Annotated in this window: 14 protein-coding genes and 1 pseudogene; 9 read left to right on the forward strand and 6 right to left on the reverse strand. The window is 59.6% G+C overall.

The features are described 5' to 3' along the window. The first annotated feature begins 209 nt into the window (after positions 1 to 209). The 3 genes from BFQ03_RS10110 (at position 210) to BFQ03_RS10120 (ending at position 6,201) form a co-directional block, all read left to right on the forward strand. Positions 210 to 1,457: a hypothetical protein gene (locus tag BFQ03_RS10110; RefSeq protein WP_065942985.1), complete on the forward strand. Its 1,248-nt coding sequence runs from the start codon at positions 210 to 212 to the stop codon at positions 1,455 to 1,457. A gap of 222 nt (positions 1,458 to 1,679) precedes the next feature. After that, complete coding sequence (locus tag BFQ03_RS10115) at positions 1,680 to 3,683, forward strand: hypothetical protein (protein WP_065942986.1); 2,004 nt, start codon at positions 1,680 to 1,682, stop codon at positions 3,681 to 3,683. Between the two features lie 253 nt (positions 3,684 to 3,936). Beyond that, on the forward strand, positions 3,937 to 6,201 hold the full coding sequence (locus tag BFQ03_RS10120) for an autotransporter outer membrane beta-barrel domain-containing protein (protein WP_065942987.1): 2,265 nt from the start codon (positions 3,937 to 3,939) through the stop codon (positions 6,199 to 6,201). Positions 6,202 to 6,266: 65 nt separating this feature from the next. Here the strand turns inward: BFQ03_RS10120 and BFQ03_RS10125 are convergent, their stop codons facing one another. Together BFQ03_RS10125 and BFQ03_RS10130 are read right to left on the reverse strand one after the other, a co-directional pair. Continuing rightward, the gene (locus tag BFQ03_RS10125) at positions 6,267 to 6,728 is read right to left on the reverse strand and encodes a hypothetical protein (protein WP_065942988.1); all 462 of its coding nucleotides are present in this window, start codon (positions 6,726 to 6,728) and stop codon (positions 6,267 to 6,269) included. 248 nt (positions 6,729 to 6,976) lie between these two features. Beyond that, positions 6,977 to 7,618 carry a DUF1345 domain-containing protein gene (locus BFQ03_RS10130; RefSeq protein ID WP_032860709.1) on the reverse strand — a complete coding sequence of 214 codons (642 nt, stop codon included), beginning with the start codon at positions 7,616 to 7,618 and terminating at the stop codon, positions 6,977 to 6,979. A gap of 39 nt (positions 7,619 to 7,657) precedes the next feature. Here BFQ03_RS10130 and BFQ03_RS30600 point away from each other — a divergent pair. Continuing rightward, positions 7,658 to 7,762, forward strand: a pseudogene (locus BFQ03_RS30600) (outer membrane lipoprotein carrier protein LolA); the annotation flags it as partial. 11 nt (positions 7,763 to 7,773) lie between these two features. Here the strand turns inward: BFQ03_RS30600 and BFQ03_RS10135 are convergent. Beyond that, positions 7,774 to 10,866 (reverse strand): efflux RND transporter permease subunit, encoded by a 3,093-nt coding sequence (locus BFQ03_RS10135; protein ID WP_032860423.1) that lies wholly within the window; start codon positions 10,864 to 10,866, stop codon positions 7,774 to 7,776. 18 nt (positions 10,867 to 10,884) lie between these two features. Further along, positions 10,885 to 12,042 (reverse strand): efflux RND transporter periplasmic adaptor subunit, encoded by a 1,158-nt coding sequence (locus tag BFQ03_RS10140; RefSeq protein WP_065942989.1) that lies wholly within the window; start codon positions 12,040 to 12,042, stop codon positions 10,885 to 10,887. 238 nt (positions 12,043 to 12,280) lie between these two features. Here BFQ03_RS10140 and BFQ03_RS10145 point away from each other — a divergent pair, with 238 nt between their 5' ends. The 4 genes from BFQ03_RS10145 to nudC all read left to right on the forward strand — a co-directional run bounded on the left by BFQ03_RS10145 (position 12,281) and on the right by nudC (position 16,201). Then, positions 12,281 to 12,982 (forward strand): response regulator, encoded by a 702-nt coding sequence (locus BFQ03_RS10145; protein ID WP_032860419.1) that lies wholly within the window; start codon positions 12,281 to 12,283, stop codon positions 12,980 to 12,982. 4 nt (positions 12,983 to 12,986) lie between these two features. Continuing rightward, complete coding sequence (locus BFQ03_RS10150; RefSeq protein ID WP_032860417.1) at positions 12,987 to 14,282, forward strand: ATP-binding protein; 1,296 nt, start codon at positions 12,987 to 12,989, stop codon at positions 14,280 to 14,282. 266 nt (positions 14,283 to 14,548) lie between these two features. Then, positions 14,549 to 15,361: a crotonase/enoyl-CoA hydratase family protein gene (locus BFQ03_RS10155; protein ID WP_065942990.1), complete on the forward strand. Its 813-nt coding sequence runs from the start codon at positions 14,549 to 14,551 to the stop codon at positions 15,359 to 15,361. A gap of 6 nt (positions 15,362 to 15,367) precedes the next feature. Next, positions 15,368 to 16,201: an NAD(+) diphosphatase gene (gene nudC, locus BFQ03_RS10160; protein ID WP_065942991.1), complete on the forward strand. Its 834-nt coding sequence runs from the start codon at positions 15,368 to 15,370 to the stop codon at positions 16,199 to 16,201. Here nudC and BFQ03_RS10165 read toward each other — a convergent pair. Beyond that, positions 16,169 to 16,948, reverse strand: coding sequence for a TSUP family transporter (locus BFQ03_RS10165; protein ID WP_032860412.1), 780 nt, complete (start codon positions 16,946 to 16,948; stop codon positions 16,169 to 16,171). The genes nudC and BFQ03_RS10165 overlap by 33 nt on opposite strands. Positions 16,949 to 17,190: 242 nt before the next feature. Between BFQ03_RS10165 and sfnG the strand changes: the two genes are divergently transcribed. Then, positions 17,191 to 18,303: a dimethylsulfone monooxygenase SfnG gene (gene sfnG, locus BFQ03_RS10170; RefSeq protein ID WP_065942992.1), complete on the forward strand. Its 1,113-nt coding sequence runs from the start codon at positions 17,191 to 17,193 to the stop codon at positions 18,301 to 18,303. Here sfnG and BFQ03_RS10175 read toward each other — a convergent pair. Continuing rightward, the gene (locus BFQ03_RS10175; RefSeq protein WP_032860408.1) at positions 18,292 to 19,383 is read right to left on the reverse strand and encodes a GNAT family N-acetyltransferase/peptidase C39 family protein; all 1,092 of its coding nucleotides are present in this window, start codon (positions 19,381 to 19,383) and stop codon (positions 18,292 to 18,294) included. The two genes, sfnG and BFQ03_RS10175, sit on opposite strands and share 12 nt — an antisense overlap. Positions 19,384 to 19,473: the final 90 nt, after the last annotated feature.

The raw sequence follows: 19,473 nt of genomic DNA on the forward strand, positions 1-19,473 counted from the left end.
CGGTTTCAGGAGACACCAGCAAGCGCGTGTCGTCAAGAAAATCTTTGTTGATTCAACCGCAAAACCAAGCTGCTGAAACCGACGAGCGGCGAGCCTGCCTGTTAGTTCTGACAGTATCCGGTAGGTTGAAGGAGGTGTTCAATTACCCCAACAGAGCCTGCAGCATGGTGCGCAAACCATATGCCGGCGCGTAGTCATAGGAGGTTTCGATGAGCACCCGCAATGCTGGCAAGTCGAACACGAATGCTCCCCAGGGCCCTGGGAGCACGCTGGCAATTACCGCGCCCAATGTGATTGACGCCTTGCCGGACGGGTTGGTGCCCGCGCAATTTTACTTCAGCGACCTGAGGGTCGAAATTCCGAGCCCCTGGGCATTTCTACCGACCCCAGGCAGGAACCAATACCTCGTGCTTGAGTGGAATGTTCGCGGAGCGCGTCCCGCCGAAGCGCCACCCATTTTGCTGCCCAATCCGATGACGCCTGCCGATTTTCCCTTCCTCGTGCATATTCCTCAGGCTTTTATGCTGAACAGTGCAATCGTTGATCTGAGGTTTCGCATTCATAACAGCACGCCCGATAGCCCCAGTTTCGATGAGTCCGAGGTGGTGACGATCAGGATCGACCGGGATGCCCCCGGCGGCGGCGCATTGCTGCCACCGGCGATCTTCCCCATCGACCCGCTTACAGAGGCCTACCTGATTGCCAATCCTCTGGTGCCCATGGAGATTCCCGGAGGCTATCTGGGGCGTGAGGTCGGTGACCAGGTGCTGATGTATTTCTCGGACATGAATATCTTGCCAACGGGCGCCCCAACCCTGGTTTCACCGCCCTTGGCCAGTGCCACCGGCCGCCTATTCGTTGAGGTTCCCAGCGACGTCTTCCGTAGCTTCCCGGGGGCTCTCTGGATCTTTTGCTTCTATCGCCTGAAAGACCAGGCCGGCAACGTCAACCCACTGTTTTCACAGGTGGCGCGAGCGCGGTTGCAAGCCGACCTGCCACCGGCCCGCTACCCTCGGCCTACGTTCCCGCAGTCGGAGTCGCACCCCAACCGGTACATGACGTGCAGCACCCAGCCACCGATCTGGTTCGGGGTCGAGGTGTTCATCGCCCCTCACGCGGACATACATGATGGCGACCTGATTACCCTGCGATTCCAGGGCTATGGCCTGTACCCGGATGTCAATCCAGATCCCAATATCGTGGAAACCCTCACTCATTATTGGAATGGTGTCGCCGATGCGACGGGCTACGCTTTTTGGATCCTTGATGTCGAGCGCTTGATCCGGCCCTTGAAAAACAACGCAGGAGGGGAGGCGAGCTACACAGTGTCCAGGGGCGGAGTGATCATCGGTCGATCTTCTTCCCGGTATGTGCCGTTCGATCGCGTGGTACCGACCTCGCCACCACCGCCCAACCCCATTTATTGCTGGACTGATGGTAATGGCCCTGAGCCCTGATTCAGAGGGCTTCGTGTCATGAGTGTTGGAACACGTACGTTTCATTGAACTTCTGACGAGTAATACCACCGTTGTTTTGTTTGGCCGCACGTCATACGGCTGGAGAGAGTGTTGCTGCGATTTCAGTCATCCGGCAATCACTCAAGCAATTGGGCGATGGCGGCTTGGCCACTTTATGAGTGTTTGTGCGACGCCTACATTAAGTACTAAGGAGAGACTGAAATGAGTAGCAACCCAAACGTCACGACTACGCCAACACCTCTGATTATCGATGCTCCCACGATTGCAGAGGCGCTGGATGATGCAACAGGCCTGATCCCGGCGGTCGTTGCACCTGTAGGCATCACGCTCGAATGCAGATCAGGGGGGATCTCCCGACCAACCGACTGGATGAGTATCGAGATTCGCGATACCTCCGTGAGCCCACCGACCTGGACCCGCTTGGTAGAGCCCTTTCAAATCAACCAGACCCCGGTACCGGCCATCATCAACCGGTTTATACCTGCGCCACCGCCCGAGTTCCAACATGGCTTCTATGAACTCATGAATACGCAGTATCGAAATGCTGCCGGTAACGTGCCAGGCGCTGCCTTTGACAGCTCCAACCCTTGCGCATTCCGGGTCGATACCATTGCGCCCTATGCCGTAGCGTCGTCACGCGAGCAGCCATCCGTTGCAAGTTTCATCAATGCGCCACCGGGCACAATTATCAACAATGCGTTTCTGGTGAATCAGGGCGGCCTGGAGTTCGGCTTTCCTGCCAACACCTTTGGCCCGCAGACAGGGCGTTTTGAAGCCGGGGACAGGATTAACGTTTACTTCAGCCCGGTAATGGACCCGCGCCCAGAGTATCTGGTGAGTGGTTCAGGGGTACCGATGCTGCCACCACCCGCGATAAGTACGTTCTTCCTGCCTGCTACGCAGATAATCTTGAGCGGGTTGTATTACCTTTTCTACACCATTACGGACCGAGCGGGTAATGTCAGCCGCCCATCGTTCAATGAATTTCGCACGGTTGCGTTACTGGAAGATCCCATGCCATTGCCGATCTTCCTGCCATTGGCCCCGGCTCCAGGTGGCGGTAGCACGGATGACTTGCTCGACATCAAGGATTTTGCTCAAGGAATCGACGGCCACATTGAAACCTATCCAGAGCATGCCATCGGGCTGGACAAGTTCGAAGTGCGGTGGGAGGCCGGGCCTTATGGTCCGCAAACCACAGAACTTACTGGTTTCCCGGTGGTTTTCAACAATATGAGGGCTGCAATCAAGGCTGCCTATACGGCGTTGCTGGGGCCGCAGACGGTAACCGTGGACTACCGGATCGATCGCAACGGAGTATTCTTCAATTCTCCCGTTAAAACGGTGCGGCTTGACTTGTCGGTCGAAGGGCCTGTTCTGCCGGGCACCCTTGAGCCAGGTGATGTGAACCCTGCGTTGAATCTGGCACAGGTGTTTGGTGAAGATTCAATGGAATTGAACACTCTGCGCATTGGCGACGCGAACAGGCCTGTCACTATCGTGATTCCCCTCTGGACCATCGCTGCGCTGCCCCATATTGGGAATGAGTTTTTCGGGTACTGGGGGCGTTCCGAAGAGCGCGTTGGGCCTTTCCCCCTCAGTACGATAGTGCCCGGGGCCAATGCAACGTTCACCATCCCTTGGGAGGTCGTTGCCCGACATGGTAACAACCTGCAGCCCTTTCGCTATTCGGTCATTGGTCCCGGTACCACCAACGAAAACCCCTCGGGCGTGACCATGGTCAACGTGATCGATGCGGTAACGGTGATGCTGGATCCAGCAGTGTATTTGCGCCTTGACGGCTTGGGCGAGTGGTCTTGCGAATCGTTGCTTATGCGCATGCCGGGATCTCCACCGGTTCTGGTTGGGCAGCTTCGCATTCCGGGCGACCCAAGGTTGCTGGTGGGCAATACCGTGACGGTAACGGTTACGATCAGCAACGATTTCCCCGGTCTTCCACCTGGGCCATTTGTGCTGACGATTACAACCCTGCCGTTGACGCTTGATGATGTGCAAAATGGCTTCACCGTTGATGTCCCTTACCGTCCATTCCTGGCCCAGGTGCCGTTTGGGCCTTGCGAGGTCAGCTACACAACGACCTTGGTGGGCGGGGTGACGGGACGCGGTGCATTGGCCGAGGTGTACACCGGATTCTCGAACCCAGACTCCTTCTGCGATCGAGTACCGTTTGTACCAACACCTTGAGATCAATCAAAACCTGAAATGACAAAAGGGAAGCATGGCTTCCCTTTTGTATGTCTGGTAATTACCGCCTTTTTCTTGTTTGCAACGTGCAGTTTTCGTCACGTCTCAACTGATTATTACCAATTTGCGTTCAGATTTATCCTACAGCCGCCGGTATCTTCACTCCGTACTCTCTGCGCCGTACAGGTAAGGCTTCATTCCGAGGAACGAGCCAAGCCGTTTTCAGAGGCTCTATCCCAGAGAGTGAACCACCATGTCAGCACCTACTAACTTCGAGCTCAAGCCTTTGAGCAAGATGATGAAATTTCCGGCTATTACGTTTCTTATGTTTGCAGCTGTGCAAACCCATGCCCAGGCGGCTCACCTGATTGGCGAGTCTAAAGTCATTGACGCCAGAGAGCTGAAAAATGACTGGCAGCTCGATCACAAGTCCGACCTGACCGTCAACGGCGCGCGGACAGGAAATATCCTGGTCAACGATTCGACACTGAGTGTCAATACAGGCAGCCTGGTCGATGACATTCGCGCGACCCAGGGCTCCAACGTCAGCCTTGACGGTGCCACGGTTGAATCGAACAACACGACGTTCGGCGCAGTGCGTCTGGATGACAGCACGGCCGTTATCAAAGGCAGCAGCATCAGCAGCAATACCACCGTAGGTCTGCAAGCGTTTCAGAATTTCGATTCGCCAAAGGGCGGTCTTGCTCAGGTGTACAACAGCACTATTCGCGGCGTGATGGGCGGTGCGATGGCCTATGGCAACAGCGAACTGCAGTTCCACCAGAACACCTTGGTTGAAGGTACCGGTGTCGGCAGCTATGGCGTATTGCTCGATGGTGCAACCGCGACAGCCAGCCAAAGTCGGATTATCGGCGACAAGAATGGCGTGCTGTTCACCAATGACCTGGGCAGTGAGAGCCCTGGCAAATTGGTGCTGGACAACTCCAGCGTCGAAGGTCGCAGCGGTTCGGCCATTGTCGTCGAAGGTTACCCAGGCGAAGAAATGGAAGTTGAAGTCGACGTGCGCAACGGCTCGACCCTGACCGGTGGCAATGGCACCTTGCTGGAAGTCAATGGGGGTGCCAAGGCGAGCATGAATGTCGACAACAGCCGCTTGAAAGGCGACGTGATTGTAGAACACGGCAGCACCGCACATTTGAACCTGGAAAACAGCGCTGGGCTGACGGGGCAACTGCAGAATGTCACCAGCCTGAACGTTGGTGACGCCTCATACTGGGAACTGACCGGTGACAGCCAGGTGGGCGCCTTGAACCTGACGGATGGGACGGTGATATTCGGTCATGCCGACGCGTTCTATCAACTGGACCTGGACAGCCTTGACGGCAACGGGACCTTCGTCATGGGCACCGACTTTGCCAATGGCATCACGGACTTCCTGAATATCACGGGCGAAGCCAATGGTAATCACAGCCTGTTGCTCGCTGCCAGCGGCGCGGAGCCGGTCAACCCCGAAGAGATTCGCGTCGTACATACTGGCGGAGGGGACGCGCAGTTCTCCCTGAAGGGTGATGTGGTCGATGTAGGTGCCTACTCCTACGGCCTGAAAAAGGACGGCACCGATTGGTTCCTCGACCCGAACAACCGCGTAATCAGCCCAGCCACCCGCTCGGTGATGGCGCTGTTCAATACGGCACCGACTGTGTGGTACGGCGAGGCGACTTCATTGCGTACGCGCATGGGCGAGTTGCGTTTCGAACCTGGCCAGGCGGGTGTGTGGATGCGCGGTTATGGCAACAAGTACAAGGTGGCCGAGAGCACCGGCGTGGGCTACAACCAGAACCAGCAGGGCTTCACCCTGGGTGTCGACACGCCGTTGGCCGACAGCCAGTGGCTGGTGGGTGTGATGGCCGGTCACAGTACCTCTGACCTCAATCTCAAACGCGGTACTTCAGGCACGGTAAAGAGCTACTACGTAGGTGCTTATGCAACGTGGCTGGATGAGGAAAGTGGCCTGTATTTCGATGCAGTGGCCAAGCTCAACCGTTTCCAGAACGAGTCAAAAGTCGGCTTGAGTGACGGTACCAAGGCCAAGGGCAAGTACACCAATACCGGTGGCGGCCTGTCGGCAGAGTTCGGTCGCAACATCAAGCTGGACGACGGCTACTTTGTCGAGCCATATGCACAGCTGTCCACCGTGGTGATCCAGGGCGCCAATTACAACCTGGACAATGACCTGCACGCCGATGGCGAGCGTACCCGCTCGATCCTGGCCAAGGCTGGTGCGACCGTTGGGCGCGACATCCAGCTCGACAGTGGCAGCGTAGTCCAGCCCTACTTGCGGGCGGCGATGGTGCATGAGTTTGCCAACAACAATAAGGTCAAGGTGAACAACAATGTGTTCAATAACGACCTGTCTGGCTCGCGCGCTGAGTTCGGTGCGGGTATGGCGCTGAAACTGTCGCAAAACCTGCAACTGCATGCGGACCTTGAACACAGCAGCGGCGGTAGGGTCGAGCAGCCTTGGGGGGCCAACCTAGGGATTCGCTACTCCTGGTAAATACCTGAAGCCCATTAACGCCCGTATCGAAAGATACGGGCGTTTTTTTGCTCCTGCATAAGCAATCAACTGGTCAGGTCGAATTCGACTTTCAGGGTGTGAGTGTTCCCGTTGACATCTTTATCGGTGATGCCATCCAGCGTGCCGCTGATTTTGATGGTGCCAGCTTGCAAGCTACCAAGGATCAGAGTCCCTGTGGAACACCTTACTATGTAATGAGTTGTCGGGGACTTCACTGCATACCAGGCGTTGACTTTGTTAGACCTCCACTGGTCCAGCGGTATTACCTGTCCCGGGCGAAGGTTGTTGGGTAGTTCAATCGTGATTTTCGTGACGGTGACTGAGTTGTCAGCGTGTCGAGCTATAAGGCGATAGATAGCCTGCTCGCGGTCATGCACCAGGGTCAAGGTCTGAAAGTCGACCTGTACCGTATCGATAAGTGCGTTGAATGTGCCTGTTGCATTGAGTGCTTTGGGGCGCAGCAATTTTTGTTGCTCGGGGGATAACTGTTGTGCGTTTGCGGTCATGATCGCTTCTCCATCGCTGATGATTGTGCGAGTAACAGAGGTGTCTGCGGCTCTGTCCGAGTCATGAAATAGCAGTGCGTCCAGACTGTATACTGTCAAAAATGACAGTATACGAAGGCATCGGCTTCTGAGTGATTCGGAACCTGACTTGAAGGCTATTAGACGCCTTTCCAAACTTTTTTCTACTGTGAGGAATGACAGTCTAATAATCGATTTTTAATACTGTCTGGAACTAAGGACGTCAAACCTCATCCGAAAAGCCCCGCCGCAATATTGATCGAGAATCCCAGGATCGCCGTATTGAACAAAAAGCCGATCAACGACTGCCCCAGCACCACTTTGCGCATGGCTCGGGTGGCCACACCCACGTCCGAGGTCTGCACGGCGACGCCGATGGTGAAAGAGAAATACAGGAAGTCCCAGTAGTTGGGCGTCAGCAGCCCCTCGGCAAAGCGCAGCGCCGGCTCCTTGCCGTCCCAGGTGTAATAAAGCCTGGCGTAGTGCACGCTGAATATCACCCCGATCAACAACCACGACCCCATCACCGTCACCCCGGTAAAGCCGTAATGCAACAGGCGCTCGGCGGTGCCCAGGTCCTTGCTGCCGGCAAGGCCAAAAGCGATGGTTGCCAGGCTGGCAATTGCGGCAATAGACACCATGAACAACACCAGGGCGGCGTTTTCATCTTCGACTTCGGCGATGCGTTTGACGTCCTCGGCCTTGGCGCGGATGGTCAGGCGTACCATCAGTATCAGGTAGGTCCAGACCCCGGCGTTCCAGCCGATCAGGACTTTGGTGAGGATTGAGTCGAAGGGCGCCAGAATGCCGATTGCCAGGCCCAGGACGGCGGCAGCGGATAGGCGAGGGTGGGTACGGGCGAGGTAGGACATGGTGCTCACAAATGCAGGTTTGGTGAGCAACCATAGCCTATTCCTGTAGGAGCCGGCTTGCCGGCGAAAATCGTCAACGCTAACGCGGGAATCCTGATGCCCCGCAGCGTTCTCAGGTTTTTCGCCGGCAAGCCGGCTCCTACAGGGTGGCGCTATCAATCGTGGCGTTTGCGCACCAGTTTCATGACGACCACGAAGAACACCGGCACAAACACCACCGCCAATGTCGCGGTGATCATCCCGCCAATCACACCCGTACCAATCGCCTGCTGGCTTGCCGAACTGGCACCGGTGGCAATCGCCAATGGCACCACGCCGAGGATAAACGCCAGGGACGTCATGATGATCGGTCGCAGGCGCAGGCGTGCGGCTTTCAGCGTGGCCTCGACCAGGTCTTCGCCCTGGTCATACAGGTCTTTGGCAAACTCAATGATCAGGATCGCGTTTTTTGCCGATAGCCCGATAATCGTGATCAAGCCGACCTTGAAGAACACGTCATTGGGCATGCCGCGCAGCGACACTGCCATGACCGCGCCCAACACCCCCAGCGGCACGACTAGCAACACTGAGGTGGGGATCGACCAGCTTTCATACAGCGCGGCCAGGCACAGGAACACCACCAGCAGCGACAGCATCAATAGCAGTGGCGCCTGGGCGCCCGACAACCGCTCCTGCAACGATAACCCGGTCCATTCCTGGCCCAGGCCCGCCGGCAGTTGCGACACCAGCCGCTGGATCTCCTCCATCGCCTCGCCGGTGCTATGCCCAGGTGTCGCTTCACCGGAAATGGCGATGGCCGGGTAGCCGTTGTAACGGGTCAACTGCGTCGGGCCCTGGACCCAACGTGCCTCGACAAAGGCCGACAACGGCACCATCTTCCCGGCGTTGTTGCGCACATGGATCTTCATCAGGTCTTCGACCTGGCTGCGTTGGTCGCCTTCGGCTTGCACCACCACGCGCTGCATGCGGCCCTGGTTGGGGAAGTCGTTGATATACGCCGAACCAATGGCCGAGGAGAGGATATTGCCGACATCGGCAAACGACACGCCCAGGGCGTTGGCACGCTTGCGGTCTACCTCAAGCTGCACCTGCGGTGCTTCAGCCAGGGCGCTTTCACGCACGTTGGCCAGGATCGGGCTTTTTTCTGCCGCCGCCAGCAACTCGGTGCGGGCCGCCATCAACGCGGCATGGCCCACGCCACCCCGGTCCTGCAAGCGGAACTCAAAGCCACTGGAGGTGCCCAGGCCATCCACCGGCGGCGGCAGCACGGCATAGGCCATCGCATCCTTGAGCTCGGTAAACGCCATGTTGGCGCGATCGGCAATCGAGGCGGCGGAGTCGTCGCTGCTGCGCTGCGACCAATCCTTGAGCGTGGTAAACGCCAGCGCCGCATTCTGCCCGGAGCCGGAGAAACTGAAGCCCATGATCATCGTCGTATCACCGACGCCCGGCTCGGTCGCGTTATGCGCCTCGATCTGCTCGGCCACCAGTACCGTCCGGTTCTTGCTCGCACCCGGTGGCAGTTGGATATCGGTGATGGTGTAACCCTGGTCTTCCACCGGCAGGAACGAGGCGGGCAGGCGGCTGAACAAAAAGCCCAGGCCCACCAGCAATACCAGGTAGATCAGCAGGTAGCGGCCGCTGCGCTTGAGGGCATAGGCGACCCAGCCTTCGTAGCGATCGGTCAGTTGTTCAAAGCGGCGGTTGAACCAGCCGAAGAACCCGCCCTTGGCATGGTGCTCACCTTTGGCAATCGGCTTGAGCAACGTAGCGCACAGGGCCGGGGTCAAGGACAGGGCGAGAAACGCCGAGAACAGGATAGAGGTGGCCATCGACAGCGAGAACTGCTGGTAGATCACCCCCACCGAGCCCGCCATAAAGGCCATCGGCAGGAACACCGCCACCAGCACCAGGGTAATGCCGATGATCGCCCCGGTAATCTGGCCCATGGCCTTGCGCGTGGCTTCCTTGGGCGACAGGCCCTCGGTGACCATGATCCGCTCGACGTTCTCCACCACCACAATCGCATCGTCCACCAGGATGCCGATGGCCAGCACCATGCCGAACATGGTCAGCACGTTGATCGAGAAGCCCAGCAACAGCATGGTGGCAAAGGTCCCCATCAATGCAATCGGCACCACCAGCGTGGGAATCAAGGTGTAGCGCACGTTCTGCAGGAACAGGAACATCACCGCAAACACCAGCGCCATGGCCTCCAGCAAGGTGTAGACCACCTTGGTGATCGAGATCTTGACGAACGGCGAGGTGTCGTAAGGAATTTTGTATTCCACATTGGCCGGGAAGTAGCGTGACAGCTCATCCATCTTCGCCCGCACCAGGGTCGCGGTGTTCAGGGCGTTGGCGCCTGGCGAAAGTTGCACGCCGATAGCGGTGGACGGTTTGCCGTTCAGGCGTGTGGAGAACTGGTATTCCTGGCTGCCGATCTCGACGCGCGCCACATCACCAATGCGCACAGTGGAGCCGTCCGGGTTGGCCTTGAGCACAATGTCGGCAAATTCGGCCGGGGTTGAGAGCTGGCCCTTGACCAGGATCGACGCGGTGATTTCCTGGGTGTTGGTGCCCGGCAAATCACCAATGCTGCCGGCCGAGACCTGGGCGTTCTGCGCGCTGATCGCGGCATTGACGTCGGCCGGGGTCAGGTTGAAACCGATCAGCTTCTGCGGGTCGATCCAGATCCGCATCGCCCGCTCGGCACCATACAGCTGGGCTTTGCCCACACCGTCCAGGCGCTTGAGCTCGTTCATCACGTTGCGCGCCAGGTAATCGCTGAGCGCCACGTCATCGAGCTTGCCGTCGTTGGATGTCAGCGTGACCAGCAGCAGGAAGCCGGCGGAGACTTTTTCCACCTGCAAGCCCTGCTGGGTCACCGCTTGCGGTAGGCGCGGCTCGACGACCTTGAGTCGGTTCTGCACATCCACCTGGGCCATTTCCGGGTTGGTGCCCGGCTGGAATGTCGCGGTAATGGTCGCCGAGCCCAGGCTGCTCTGGGATTCGAAATACAGCAGGTGGTCGACACCATTGAGCTCCTGCTCGATCAGGCTGACCACGCTTTCATCCAGGGTCTGGGCTGAGGCACCGGGGTACACCGCATAGATTTCCACTTGCGGCGGCGCGACGTTAGGGTACTGCGCCACCGGCAACTGCGGGATGGCGAGGGCGCCGGCCAGCAGGATAAACAAGGCGACCACCCAGGCGAAGATCGGGCGGTCAATAAAGAACTGCGGCATTGTCTCTGATCCCTTTGATTACTGGCCGGCTGCCTGGGCGACAGGTTCGGAGCTGGCATCGACGTCGACTTTTTCACCGGGGCGTGCATGCTGCAGGCCTTCGACGATAATCCGGTCACCGGCCTTCAGGCCGCGGTTGACCACCCAGCGATCATTGATCGCCGCGCCCAATTCCACGGGTTGCTGGCTGACGTTCTGCTCGGCGTCCACCAACAACACCATTGGGATACCGGCGCTGTCGCGGGTGATTGCGCGTTGCGGCACACTCAGGCCTTGCTGGTCGACTGCCTGTTCCAGGCGCACACGGATAAAACTGCCGGGCAACAGGTCGAGGTCCGGGTTGGGGAACTCGCTGCGCAGGATGATTTGCCCGGTGCCGGGGTCGACGGAAATTTCCGCAAACAGCAGCTTGCCCGGCAATGGGTAAAGGCTGCCATCATCCTGGATCAGCGTGGCCTTGGCCTGGTCCTGGCCTACTTGCTTCAAGTGCCCGGCGCGAAAAGCACGGCGCAGGTCATTGAGTTCGCGGGTGGACTGGGTGAGGTCGGCGTGAATCGGGTCCAGTTGCTGGATCACGGCCATGGGCGTGGCTTCGTTCTGGCCCACCAGGGCGCCTTCGGTCACCAGCGCACGGCCGATGCGCCCGGAGATCGGCGCGGTCACCGTGGCATAGCCGAGGTTGAGCTTGGCGCGTTGTACCGCCGCCTGATTGGCCGCAACATCGGCGGCAGTTTGCCGGGCAGCGGCGCGGGCGTTGTCGTAGTCCTGGGCGCTGATGGCATTGCCTTCCACCAACTGGCTGTAGCGCTGCTCCTGCAGGCGCGCCTGGAAGGCATTGGCTTCGGCCTTGCGCAGGCTCGCCTGGGCGCTGTCGAGGTCAGCCTTGAACGGCGCCGGGTCGATACGGAACAGCACGTCGCCCTGTTTGACGTCGTGGCCTTCCTTGAATACCCGCTGCAACACCACGCCTGCGACCCGTGCGCGCACTTCGGCAATACGCGGCGCGGCGATGCGCCCGCTCAACTCGCTGCTGATTGACAGCGGCTTGGCTGCGAGGGTTTCGACGCGCACCTTGGCCAGGGGCATTTCGGGGGCGTCGCCTGCGGAGTTGCCACACGCGCTCAGGGCCAATGTCAGTGCGAGAAGGCAAAACGGCGCAAACAGATTCTTTGACATGCTTTTATCCCAATATTGACTGGCGCATCCTACGGGCGCCCCCGTCACTGTGCTGTGAAGCTCTGTAGGTGGTGTGTGAAGAAATGTAAGGTACGGCGCACGCCGAGGCACGTGCGTATATCCTTCACCGCCGTGGATCCTAACAAGCTCTTGTGAGCAATGACGATTTAATGTGGGAGCAAGCCCGTTCCCACATTGGATTTGTGTACGACAAAAAACCGTATTAATTGGAAGCACCATGCCCAACATCCTCCTGGTCGAAGACGACGCCGCGCTGTCCGAGCTGATTGCCAGTTACCTTGAGCGCAATGGCTATCACGTCAATGTGCTCAGCCGTGGTGACCATGTGCGCGAGCGGGCCAGGCTCAATCCGCCGGACCTGGTGATCCTCGACCTGATGCTGCCCGGCCTCGACGGCCTGCAAGTCTGCCGCCTGTTACGCGCCGATTCGGCCGGCCTGCCGATCCTGATGCTCACCGCCCGCGATGACAGCCACGACCAGGTACTGGGCCTGGAAATGGGCGCCGATGACTACGTGACCAAGCCCTGCGAGCCACGGGTGCTGCTGGCGCGGGTGCGTACCTTGTTGCGCCGCAGCAGCCTCAGCGAACCCCAGGCGGCTAACGACCAGATATTGATGGGCAACCTGTGCATCGACCTGTCGGAACGTTCGGTGACCTGGCGCGACCAGGCGGTGGAGTTGTCCAGCGGCGAATACAACCTGCTGGTGGTGCTGGCCCGGCATGCCGGTGAAGTGCTCAGCCGCGACCAGATCCTGCAGCGCCTGCGCGGCATCGAGTTCAACGGCACCGACCGCTCGGTGGATGTGGCCATTTCCAAGCTGCGCCGCAAGTTCGACGACCATGCCGGCGAAGCGCGCAAGATCAAGACGGTGTGGGGCAAGGGTTACCTGTTCAGCCGTTCCGAGTGGGAATGCTGAGACCATGTTTCGCGTCCTGATCCGTCTTTACCTGCTGACCATCGTGACTTACAGCGCGGCGATTTACCTGATCCCCATGGGCATCATCGAGGTCTTTCACACTCGCTACATGAACTACAGCATCGAGCAGTCCCGGGGTTTGCAGAGCCTGATCGTGCGCCAGTACCACAGCCGGCCGGTGGAGCGCTGGTCCGAGGTCACCGACCAGTTGGCCCGGGACTTTGCCCCCTTGAAAGTGCAATTGATGCATCGCCAGGACGCCCGCTATACACCGGCCGAAGAGCAATTGCTGGAGCAGGGCAAGCCGGTGATTCGCCTGGGGGAGTGGGGCTGGATGGAAGAAATCAGCTCGCCGCTCAATGGGCAATTGGCGGTCAAGCTGACCATCCCGCCCGACCCGCTGGACATGAACCTGCTGTACTGGACCATGAACGTGCTGATCGGTGCGGCGTTGCTGGGCGGGCTGTTGATATGGCTGCGACCGCACTGGCGTGATCTGGAGCGCCTCAAGGCGACAGCGGCGCAACTGGGCCGGGGGCATCTGGAAGAACGCACGCACATTCCTCCCAGCTCCAACATCGGCAGCCTGGCAGCGGTGTTCGACACCATGGCCAACGACATCGAGCACCTGCTCAACCAGCAGCGCGACTTGCTCAACGCGGTTTCCCACGAACTGCGCACCCCGCTGACGCGCCTGGACTTCGGCCTGGCCCTGGCGCTGTCCGAAGACCAGCCGGCGGCCAGCCGCGAACGCCTGCAAGGCCTGGTGGCGCACATCCGCGAGCTGGATGAGCTGGTGCTGGAGCTGTTGTCCTACAGCCGCCTGCAAAACCCGGCGCAACTGCCCGAGCGGGTGGACGTGGTGCTGGATGAATTCATCGACAGTATCCTGGGCAGCATCGACGACGAACTGGAAAACCCCGAGATCGTGATTGATGTGGTGCTCGACTGCGCCGTCGAGCGTTTTGCCCTCGACCCGCGCCTTACCGCCCGCGCCCTGCAAAACCTGCTGCGCAATGCCATGCGTTACTGCGAGCGGCGGATCCAGATTGGCGTCAAGGTGTGCGCCAAGGGCTGCGAGATCTGGGTGGATGACGATGGCATTGGCATCCCCGAGGAACAGCGCGCACGGATTTTCGAACCGTTCTACCGCCTGGACCGCAGCCGTGACCGCGCCACCGGCGGCTTCGGCCTGGGCCTGGCGATCAGCCGCCGGGCGGTAGAAGCACAAGGCGGCACACTCACCGCCCAGGCCTCGCCCTTGGGCGGTGCACGCATGCGCCTGTGGCTGCCCACCTGACCCTGCGGTGGGGCGGGGCTTGTGTTATTAAGGCTTTTTTGTAGGAGCGAGCTTGCTCGCGAAGGACGTCAACGATAACGCGTGTTTGCTAGGTAAACGCGGCGCTCTCAAGTTCTTCGCGAGCAAGCTCGTTCCTACAGAAAGCAGAATCCGCTTAACTGACTGGCATTAAGAGTCCTGTTTTTGGCACATGCACAGCCTTACCGCCCCTGACGCACCCTTGCTATAGTTCGGCCTTTATCAGTCGCCAGCCAAGGATCACTGCCATGTCCGAATACCAAGCCTTTGTCGTCGAACTCCACGACAACGTCGCCCATGTGCAGATCAATCGCCCAGAAAAGATCAACGCCATGAACGCGGCGTTCTGGAGCGAGATCATCGAGATTTTCCAATGGGTCGAAGACACCGATGCGGTACGCGCCGTGGTCCTGAGTGGCGCCGGCAAGCATTTTTCCTCGGGCATCGACCTGATGATGCTGGCCTCGGTAGCCAATGAGTTTGGCAAGGACGTGGGCCGTAATGCGCGCTTGCTGCGACGCAAGATCCTGCAACTGCAAGCCTCGTTCAATGCCGTGGACAACTGCCGCAAGCCGGTCCTCGCGGCGATCCAGGGCTGTTGCATTGGCGGCGCGATCGACCTGATCAGCGCCTGTGATATGCGTTATGCCGCTGACGACGCACAATTCTCGATCAAGGAAATCGACATCGGCATGGCCGCCGACGTTGGCACCTTACAGCGTCTGCCACGCATCATTGGCGACGGCATGCTGCGCGAGCTGGCCTACACCGGCCGTACCTTTGGGGCAGAAGAAGCGCGCAGCATCGGCCTGGTCAACCGCACCTTTGCCGATCATGAAAGCCTGCTGGCCGGGGTAATGGAGCTTGCAACGCAAATTGCCGCCAAATCGCCGATCGCCGTGACCGGTACCAAGGCCATGATCAGCTACATGCGTGACCACACCATCAACGATGGCCTGGAATACGTTGCCACCTGGAACGCTGCTATGTTGCAATCCAACGACCTGCGCGTGGCCATCGCGGCCCATATGAGCAAGCAGAAACCCGAATTCGTGGATTGACTGAACATGACCCCAGGCTGGATGACCACAACGCTGCTGGACAATGACGCCCCCGGCGGCTGGGCCGTGGCCCGCAGCCGTGAAGGCTTTTTGCTGGACGACAACGGGCCGCTGTTTCCCAGGGAATGGCTCAAGCGCCAGGACTTGTCGGTATTGGCCGAGCATGGCATCGGCCACCTGGATGGCGAGCCGGTATACCTGCTGGAGCTGAACAGCCCTGGCGATGTGCAAGGTTGCCGCTGGCAGGGCCTGCGGGCCTTTATGCTGCAAGGCGACCACCGCCTGTACAAAGTCCTGGGCTATGCCGCGCAAATCGGCACCTGGGCCCGCGAGCACCGTTTTTGTGGCAGCTGCGGCCAGGCGATGGTGCAGGTGCCCCGGGAGCGCGCAATGTTCTGCCAGGCGTGCGACCTGCGCAGCTACCCGCGTATTTCCCCCAGCATGATTGTGTTGATCACCCGTGGTGATGAGATTCTGCTCGCACGCTCACCGCGTTTCGTCACTGGGGTCTACAGCACCCTGGCCGGGTTTGCCGAGCCAGGGGAGTCTGCCGAAGACTGCCTGATCCGCGAAGTGCGCGAGGAAGTGCAGGTCGAGGTGCAGAACATCCAGTACGTGGGCAGCCAGTGCTGGCCGTTCCCGCACTCAATGATGCTGGGCTTTCATGCCGAGTATGCCGGTGGCGAGATCGTGCCCCAGGCCGACGAGATCGAGGATGCGCAGTGGTTCAACATCCACCAGTTGCCACCATTGCCGGCGTCGCGCTCGATTGCCCGCTACCTGATCGACCTGTATGTGGCGCGCCGCTTAGGCCACGCTGAACCAGTGCTGCCAGGCTAGGCGCACAGTCAGGCCGAGGACCACGGTGATAAACACCGGGCGAATGAATTTGGCGCCGCCGCTGATGGCACTGCGTGCGCCAAAGAACGCACCCACCATCACCGACAGGCCCATGCTCAGGCCGACAATCCAGTCCACCGAACCATTGAAGATAAACACCGACAGCGCCGCCGCGTTGCTGACGAAGTTCATGCTGCGCGCCACGCCGCTGGCCTTGACCAGGTCGACGGGGTACATCAGCAAGGTGCTGACGGTCCAGAACGCGCCGGTGCCGGGACCTGCCACGCCATCATAGAAGCCCAGGCCAAAACCCTGGGTCGACTGCCATTTCTTCTTGATCGGCGCATCCGCGTCCAGCGGCGCCTTGGGCGTGCCACCAAATAGCAGGTAGATACCACAGGCGAAGACAATCACCGGCAGCATCTTGTTCAACCATTCGGCGGGCAGGTAATGGGCGACGATGGCACCGAGCAGCGCGCCGACCAGCGTACCGACGATGGCATGCACCCACTGGCGCGGATGGAACAACTTGCGCCGGTAGAAGGTGAAACTGGCGGTGGCCGAGCCGAAGGTCGAACTCAGTTTGTTGGTACCCAATACCAGATGGGGCGGCATGCCGGCAGTGAGCAAGGCGGGTGTGGTGAGCAAACCGCCACCGCCGGCAATGGCATCGATAAAACCGGCAACAAAGGCAACCACAGCCAGAATGGCCAGGGTGGTGAGGTCAACGCTGAGTTCAAAAGGCATGGAGGCGACTTATTTTCGGCGAGGCGCAGAACGGGGCTGCGCGAAAGTCCGATAGCTTACCTATAACCGATTGTTACGGCGACTGTTGCAGCAGCAACAGTGATTCAACAATTCACCCACCTGGGCAACATTGCCCTACCCAGGTCCGCAACAGCCGAGCGCCCCTAGCATGGGGCTTTGCGCACACTGGCACGCTTGCTGCTCCACAACCTGCACATCCCCTGTGTGCGAGGTACCGAACAATGACTCAGCAAGCCGTGAAATTTGCCTATTGGGTGCCCAATGTCAGTGGTGGCCTGGTGGTCAGCAAGGTCGAACAACGCACCGACTGGGGCATCGACTACAACCGCAAGCTGGCCCAGTTGGCCGAGGCGGCGGGGTTTGAATACGCCTTGACGCAAATCCGCTTCACCGCTGGTTACGGCGCCGAGTACCAGCATGAATCCGTGGCCTTCAGCCACGCGTTACTGGCGGCTACCACCAAGCTCAAGGTGATCGCGGCGATCCTGCCAGGTCCCTGGCAGCCGGCGCTGGCGGCCAAGCAACTGGCGACCATTGATCAACTGACCAATGGCCGGGTGGCGGTGAATATCGTCAGCGGCTGGTTCAAGGGCGAGTTCCAGGCCATAGGTGAGCACTGGCTGGAGCATGACGAGCGTTATCGGCGCTCCGAAGAATTCATCCGCGCGTTGAAAGGTATCTGGACCCAGGACGAGTTCACCTTCAAGGGCGATTTCTATCGTTTCAACAATTACAGCCTCAAGCCCAAGCCCCTGGGACAGCCGCACCCGGAGATTTTCCAGGGCGGCAGCTCCCGTGCGGCGCGGGATATGGCGGCGCGGGTGTCGGATTGGTATTTCACTAACGGTAATACGCCAGAAGGTATCAAGGCTCAGGTGGATGACATCCGTGCCAAGGCCGCCGCCAATAATCATTCGGTAAAAGTCGGGGTCAACGCCTTCGTGATCGCCCGCGACACCGAGGAAGAGGCCCAGGCGGTACTGGCCGAGATCATCGACAAGGCCGACCCGCAAGCGGTGAATGCCTTTGGTGATGCGGCCAAGCAGGCGGGCAGGGCTTCGCCGGAAGGAGAGGGCAATTGGGCCAAGTCCAGCTTTGCCGACCTGGTGCAGTACAACGACGGTTTCAAGACCAACCTGATCGGCACGCCCCGGCAGATCGCCGAGCGCATCGTTGCGCTCAAGGCGGTGGGGGTGGACCTGGTGCTGGCGGGCTTCCTGCATTTCCAGGAGGAGGTGGAATATTTTGGTCAGCGCGTATTGCCCCTGGTGCGCGAGCTGGAAGCCAAGGCCGCTGCGACCGGCAGCGCCAGGGCGGTCGCGTTACCGGTATAGCACCACCGCCGCGCGTAGCTGGTTGTTGCCAAAGCGGCACATCCGTTCGAATTCCCCGTGGCTGACCGGCAAATGCTGGCAGTCCATGGGCTGGCGGTGCTGGCTATGGTCCACGTCAGGATCATGCAGGTAGACAAACTCCTGATCACAGTCAGTCACAATCACCCAGTGCGGTGACTTGGAACGTGTCAGTCGGTAGCTGCTGATCAGCACCAGCGGCTGGCCGCCGTCGTCCAAGACCTGTGTCAGATCCAATGCACCGCCGTGTATTTGCTGCACATCACTGCCCGCCAATTCTTCCTCGAATCCCTCATGCACCAGGCGTATGACCTCCTTTTTATGCGGGTCACGCACCCCGTCGAGAAACAGCGGCCCATACACGTTGACCTGCATGCGCACGCGAAACCCTCGGCGCCAGGCGGCCAGGGCCAGGCCCTGTGGGCTGCAACCACCGTGGCCGGCAGTCATGAAGACGGTGGTCGCCTCGCGCCAGATCTGCAGCTCTTCACGGCGCTGGGCCTCACGCCCTGGCGTCAGGGCACCCATGGCCATCAGCAGGCAGGCGGCGCCGCAGGTGAAGTCGGTGGTCTGCTGGTAATAGGGGACACTCAAGGCCCGGCCGTCAGTATGCTGGAGGATACGTTTTTCCAGGCGCAGGGCGTCGGTATGGTCGGCGTAATAGTCGTTGATCAGGGCAAACCGCCGGTACCCACTGCGCTCATACAGGGCGATGGCGCCAGGGTTATCGGTGCGCACCTCAAGGCGCAGGTAAGCACAGTCGTGCGCCACGGCGCAGGCTTCGATGCGTGCCAGCAGTTGCTTGCCCAAGCCCAGGCCTCGGGCAGGCGTAGCGATGGCCAGGGAATACAGGCGCGCCAACGAGGTGCCGCGATGGAACAGCACCAGGGCATAACCGAGCAAATGCCCGCTTTTCTCGGCCACCAGCAGTTGTGCGTGAGCACGGCTGATCATCCACTGGAAACTGCGAGGGGACAGTCGATCTGTGGTGAAGCAGTGCTGTTCCAATGCCACCAATTCTGGCAAATCATCGAGCGTTGCAACGCGAAAGGAAAGAGTCATGTAACCGCCGTAAAAGTTGCGTAACTAAACGAGACTTCTCTGAAAGATCGTGCTTAATAGAAAAGGTCAAGTTCTCTAGCGGATCAATCA

The sequence above is a fragment of the Pseudomonas sp. 25 R 14 genome (genome assembly GCF_900004755.1).
In the GTDB taxonomy this organism is placed as follows: domain Bacteria; phylum Pseudomonadota; class Gammaproteobacteria; order Pseudomonadales; family Pseudomonadaceae; genus Aquipseudomonas; species Aquipseudomonas brenneri.

Coding starts and splice junctions, on each gene's coding strand:
- BFQ03_RS10110 (WP_065942985.1), top strand. CDS start 210: ATGAGCACCCGCAATGCTGGCAAGTCGAACACGAATGCTCCCCAGGGC.
- BFQ03_RS10115 (WP_065942986.1), top strand. CDS start 1,680: ATGAGTAGCAACCCAAACGTCACGACTACGCCAACACCTCTGATTATC.
- BFQ03_RS10120 (WP_065942987.1), top strand. CDS start 3,937: ATGTCAGCACCTACTAACTTCGAGCTCAAGCCTTTGAGCAAGATGATG.
- BFQ03_RS10125 (WP_065942988.1), bottom strand. CDS start 6,728: ATGACCGCAAACGCACAACAGTTATCCCCCGAGCAACAAAAATTGCTG.
- BFQ03_RS10130 (WP_032860709.1), bottom strand. CDS start 7,618: ATGTCCTACCTCGCCCGTACCCACCCTCGCCTATCCGCTGCCGCCGTC.
- BFQ03_RS10135 (WP_032860423.1), bottom strand. CDS start 10,866: ATGCCGCAGTTCTTTATTGACCGCCCGATCTTCGCCTGGGTGGTCGCC.
- BFQ03_RS10140 (WP_065942989.1), bottom strand. CDS start 12,042: ATGTCAAAGAATCTGTTTGCGCCGTTTTGCCTTCTCGCACTGACATTG.
- BFQ03_RS10145 (WP_032860419.1), top strand. CDS start 12,281: ATGCCCAACATCCTCCTGGTCGAAGACGACGCCGCGCTGTCCGAGCTG.
- BFQ03_RS10150 (WP_032860417.1), top strand. CDS start 12,987: ATGTTTCGCGTCCTGATCCGTCTTTACCTGCTGACCATCGTGACTTAC.
- BFQ03_RS10155 (WP_065942990.1), top strand. CDS start 14,549: ATGTCCGAATACCAAGCCTTTGTCGTCGAACTCCACGACAACGTCGCC.
- nudC (WP_065942991.1), top strand. CDS start 15,368: ATGACCCCAGGCTGGATGACCACAACGCTGCTGGACAATGACGCCCCC.
- BFQ03_RS10165 (WP_032860412.1), bottom strand. CDS start 16,948: ATGCCTTTTGAACTCAGCGTTGACCTCACCACCCTGGCCATTCTGGCT.
- sfnG (WP_065942992.1), top strand. CDS start 17,191: ATGACTCAGCAAGCCGTGAAATTTGCCTATTGGGTGCCCAATGTCAGT.
- BFQ03_RS10175 (WP_032860408.1), bottom strand. CDS start 19,383: ATGACTCTTTCCTTTCGCGTTGCAACGCTCGATGATTTGCCAGAATTG.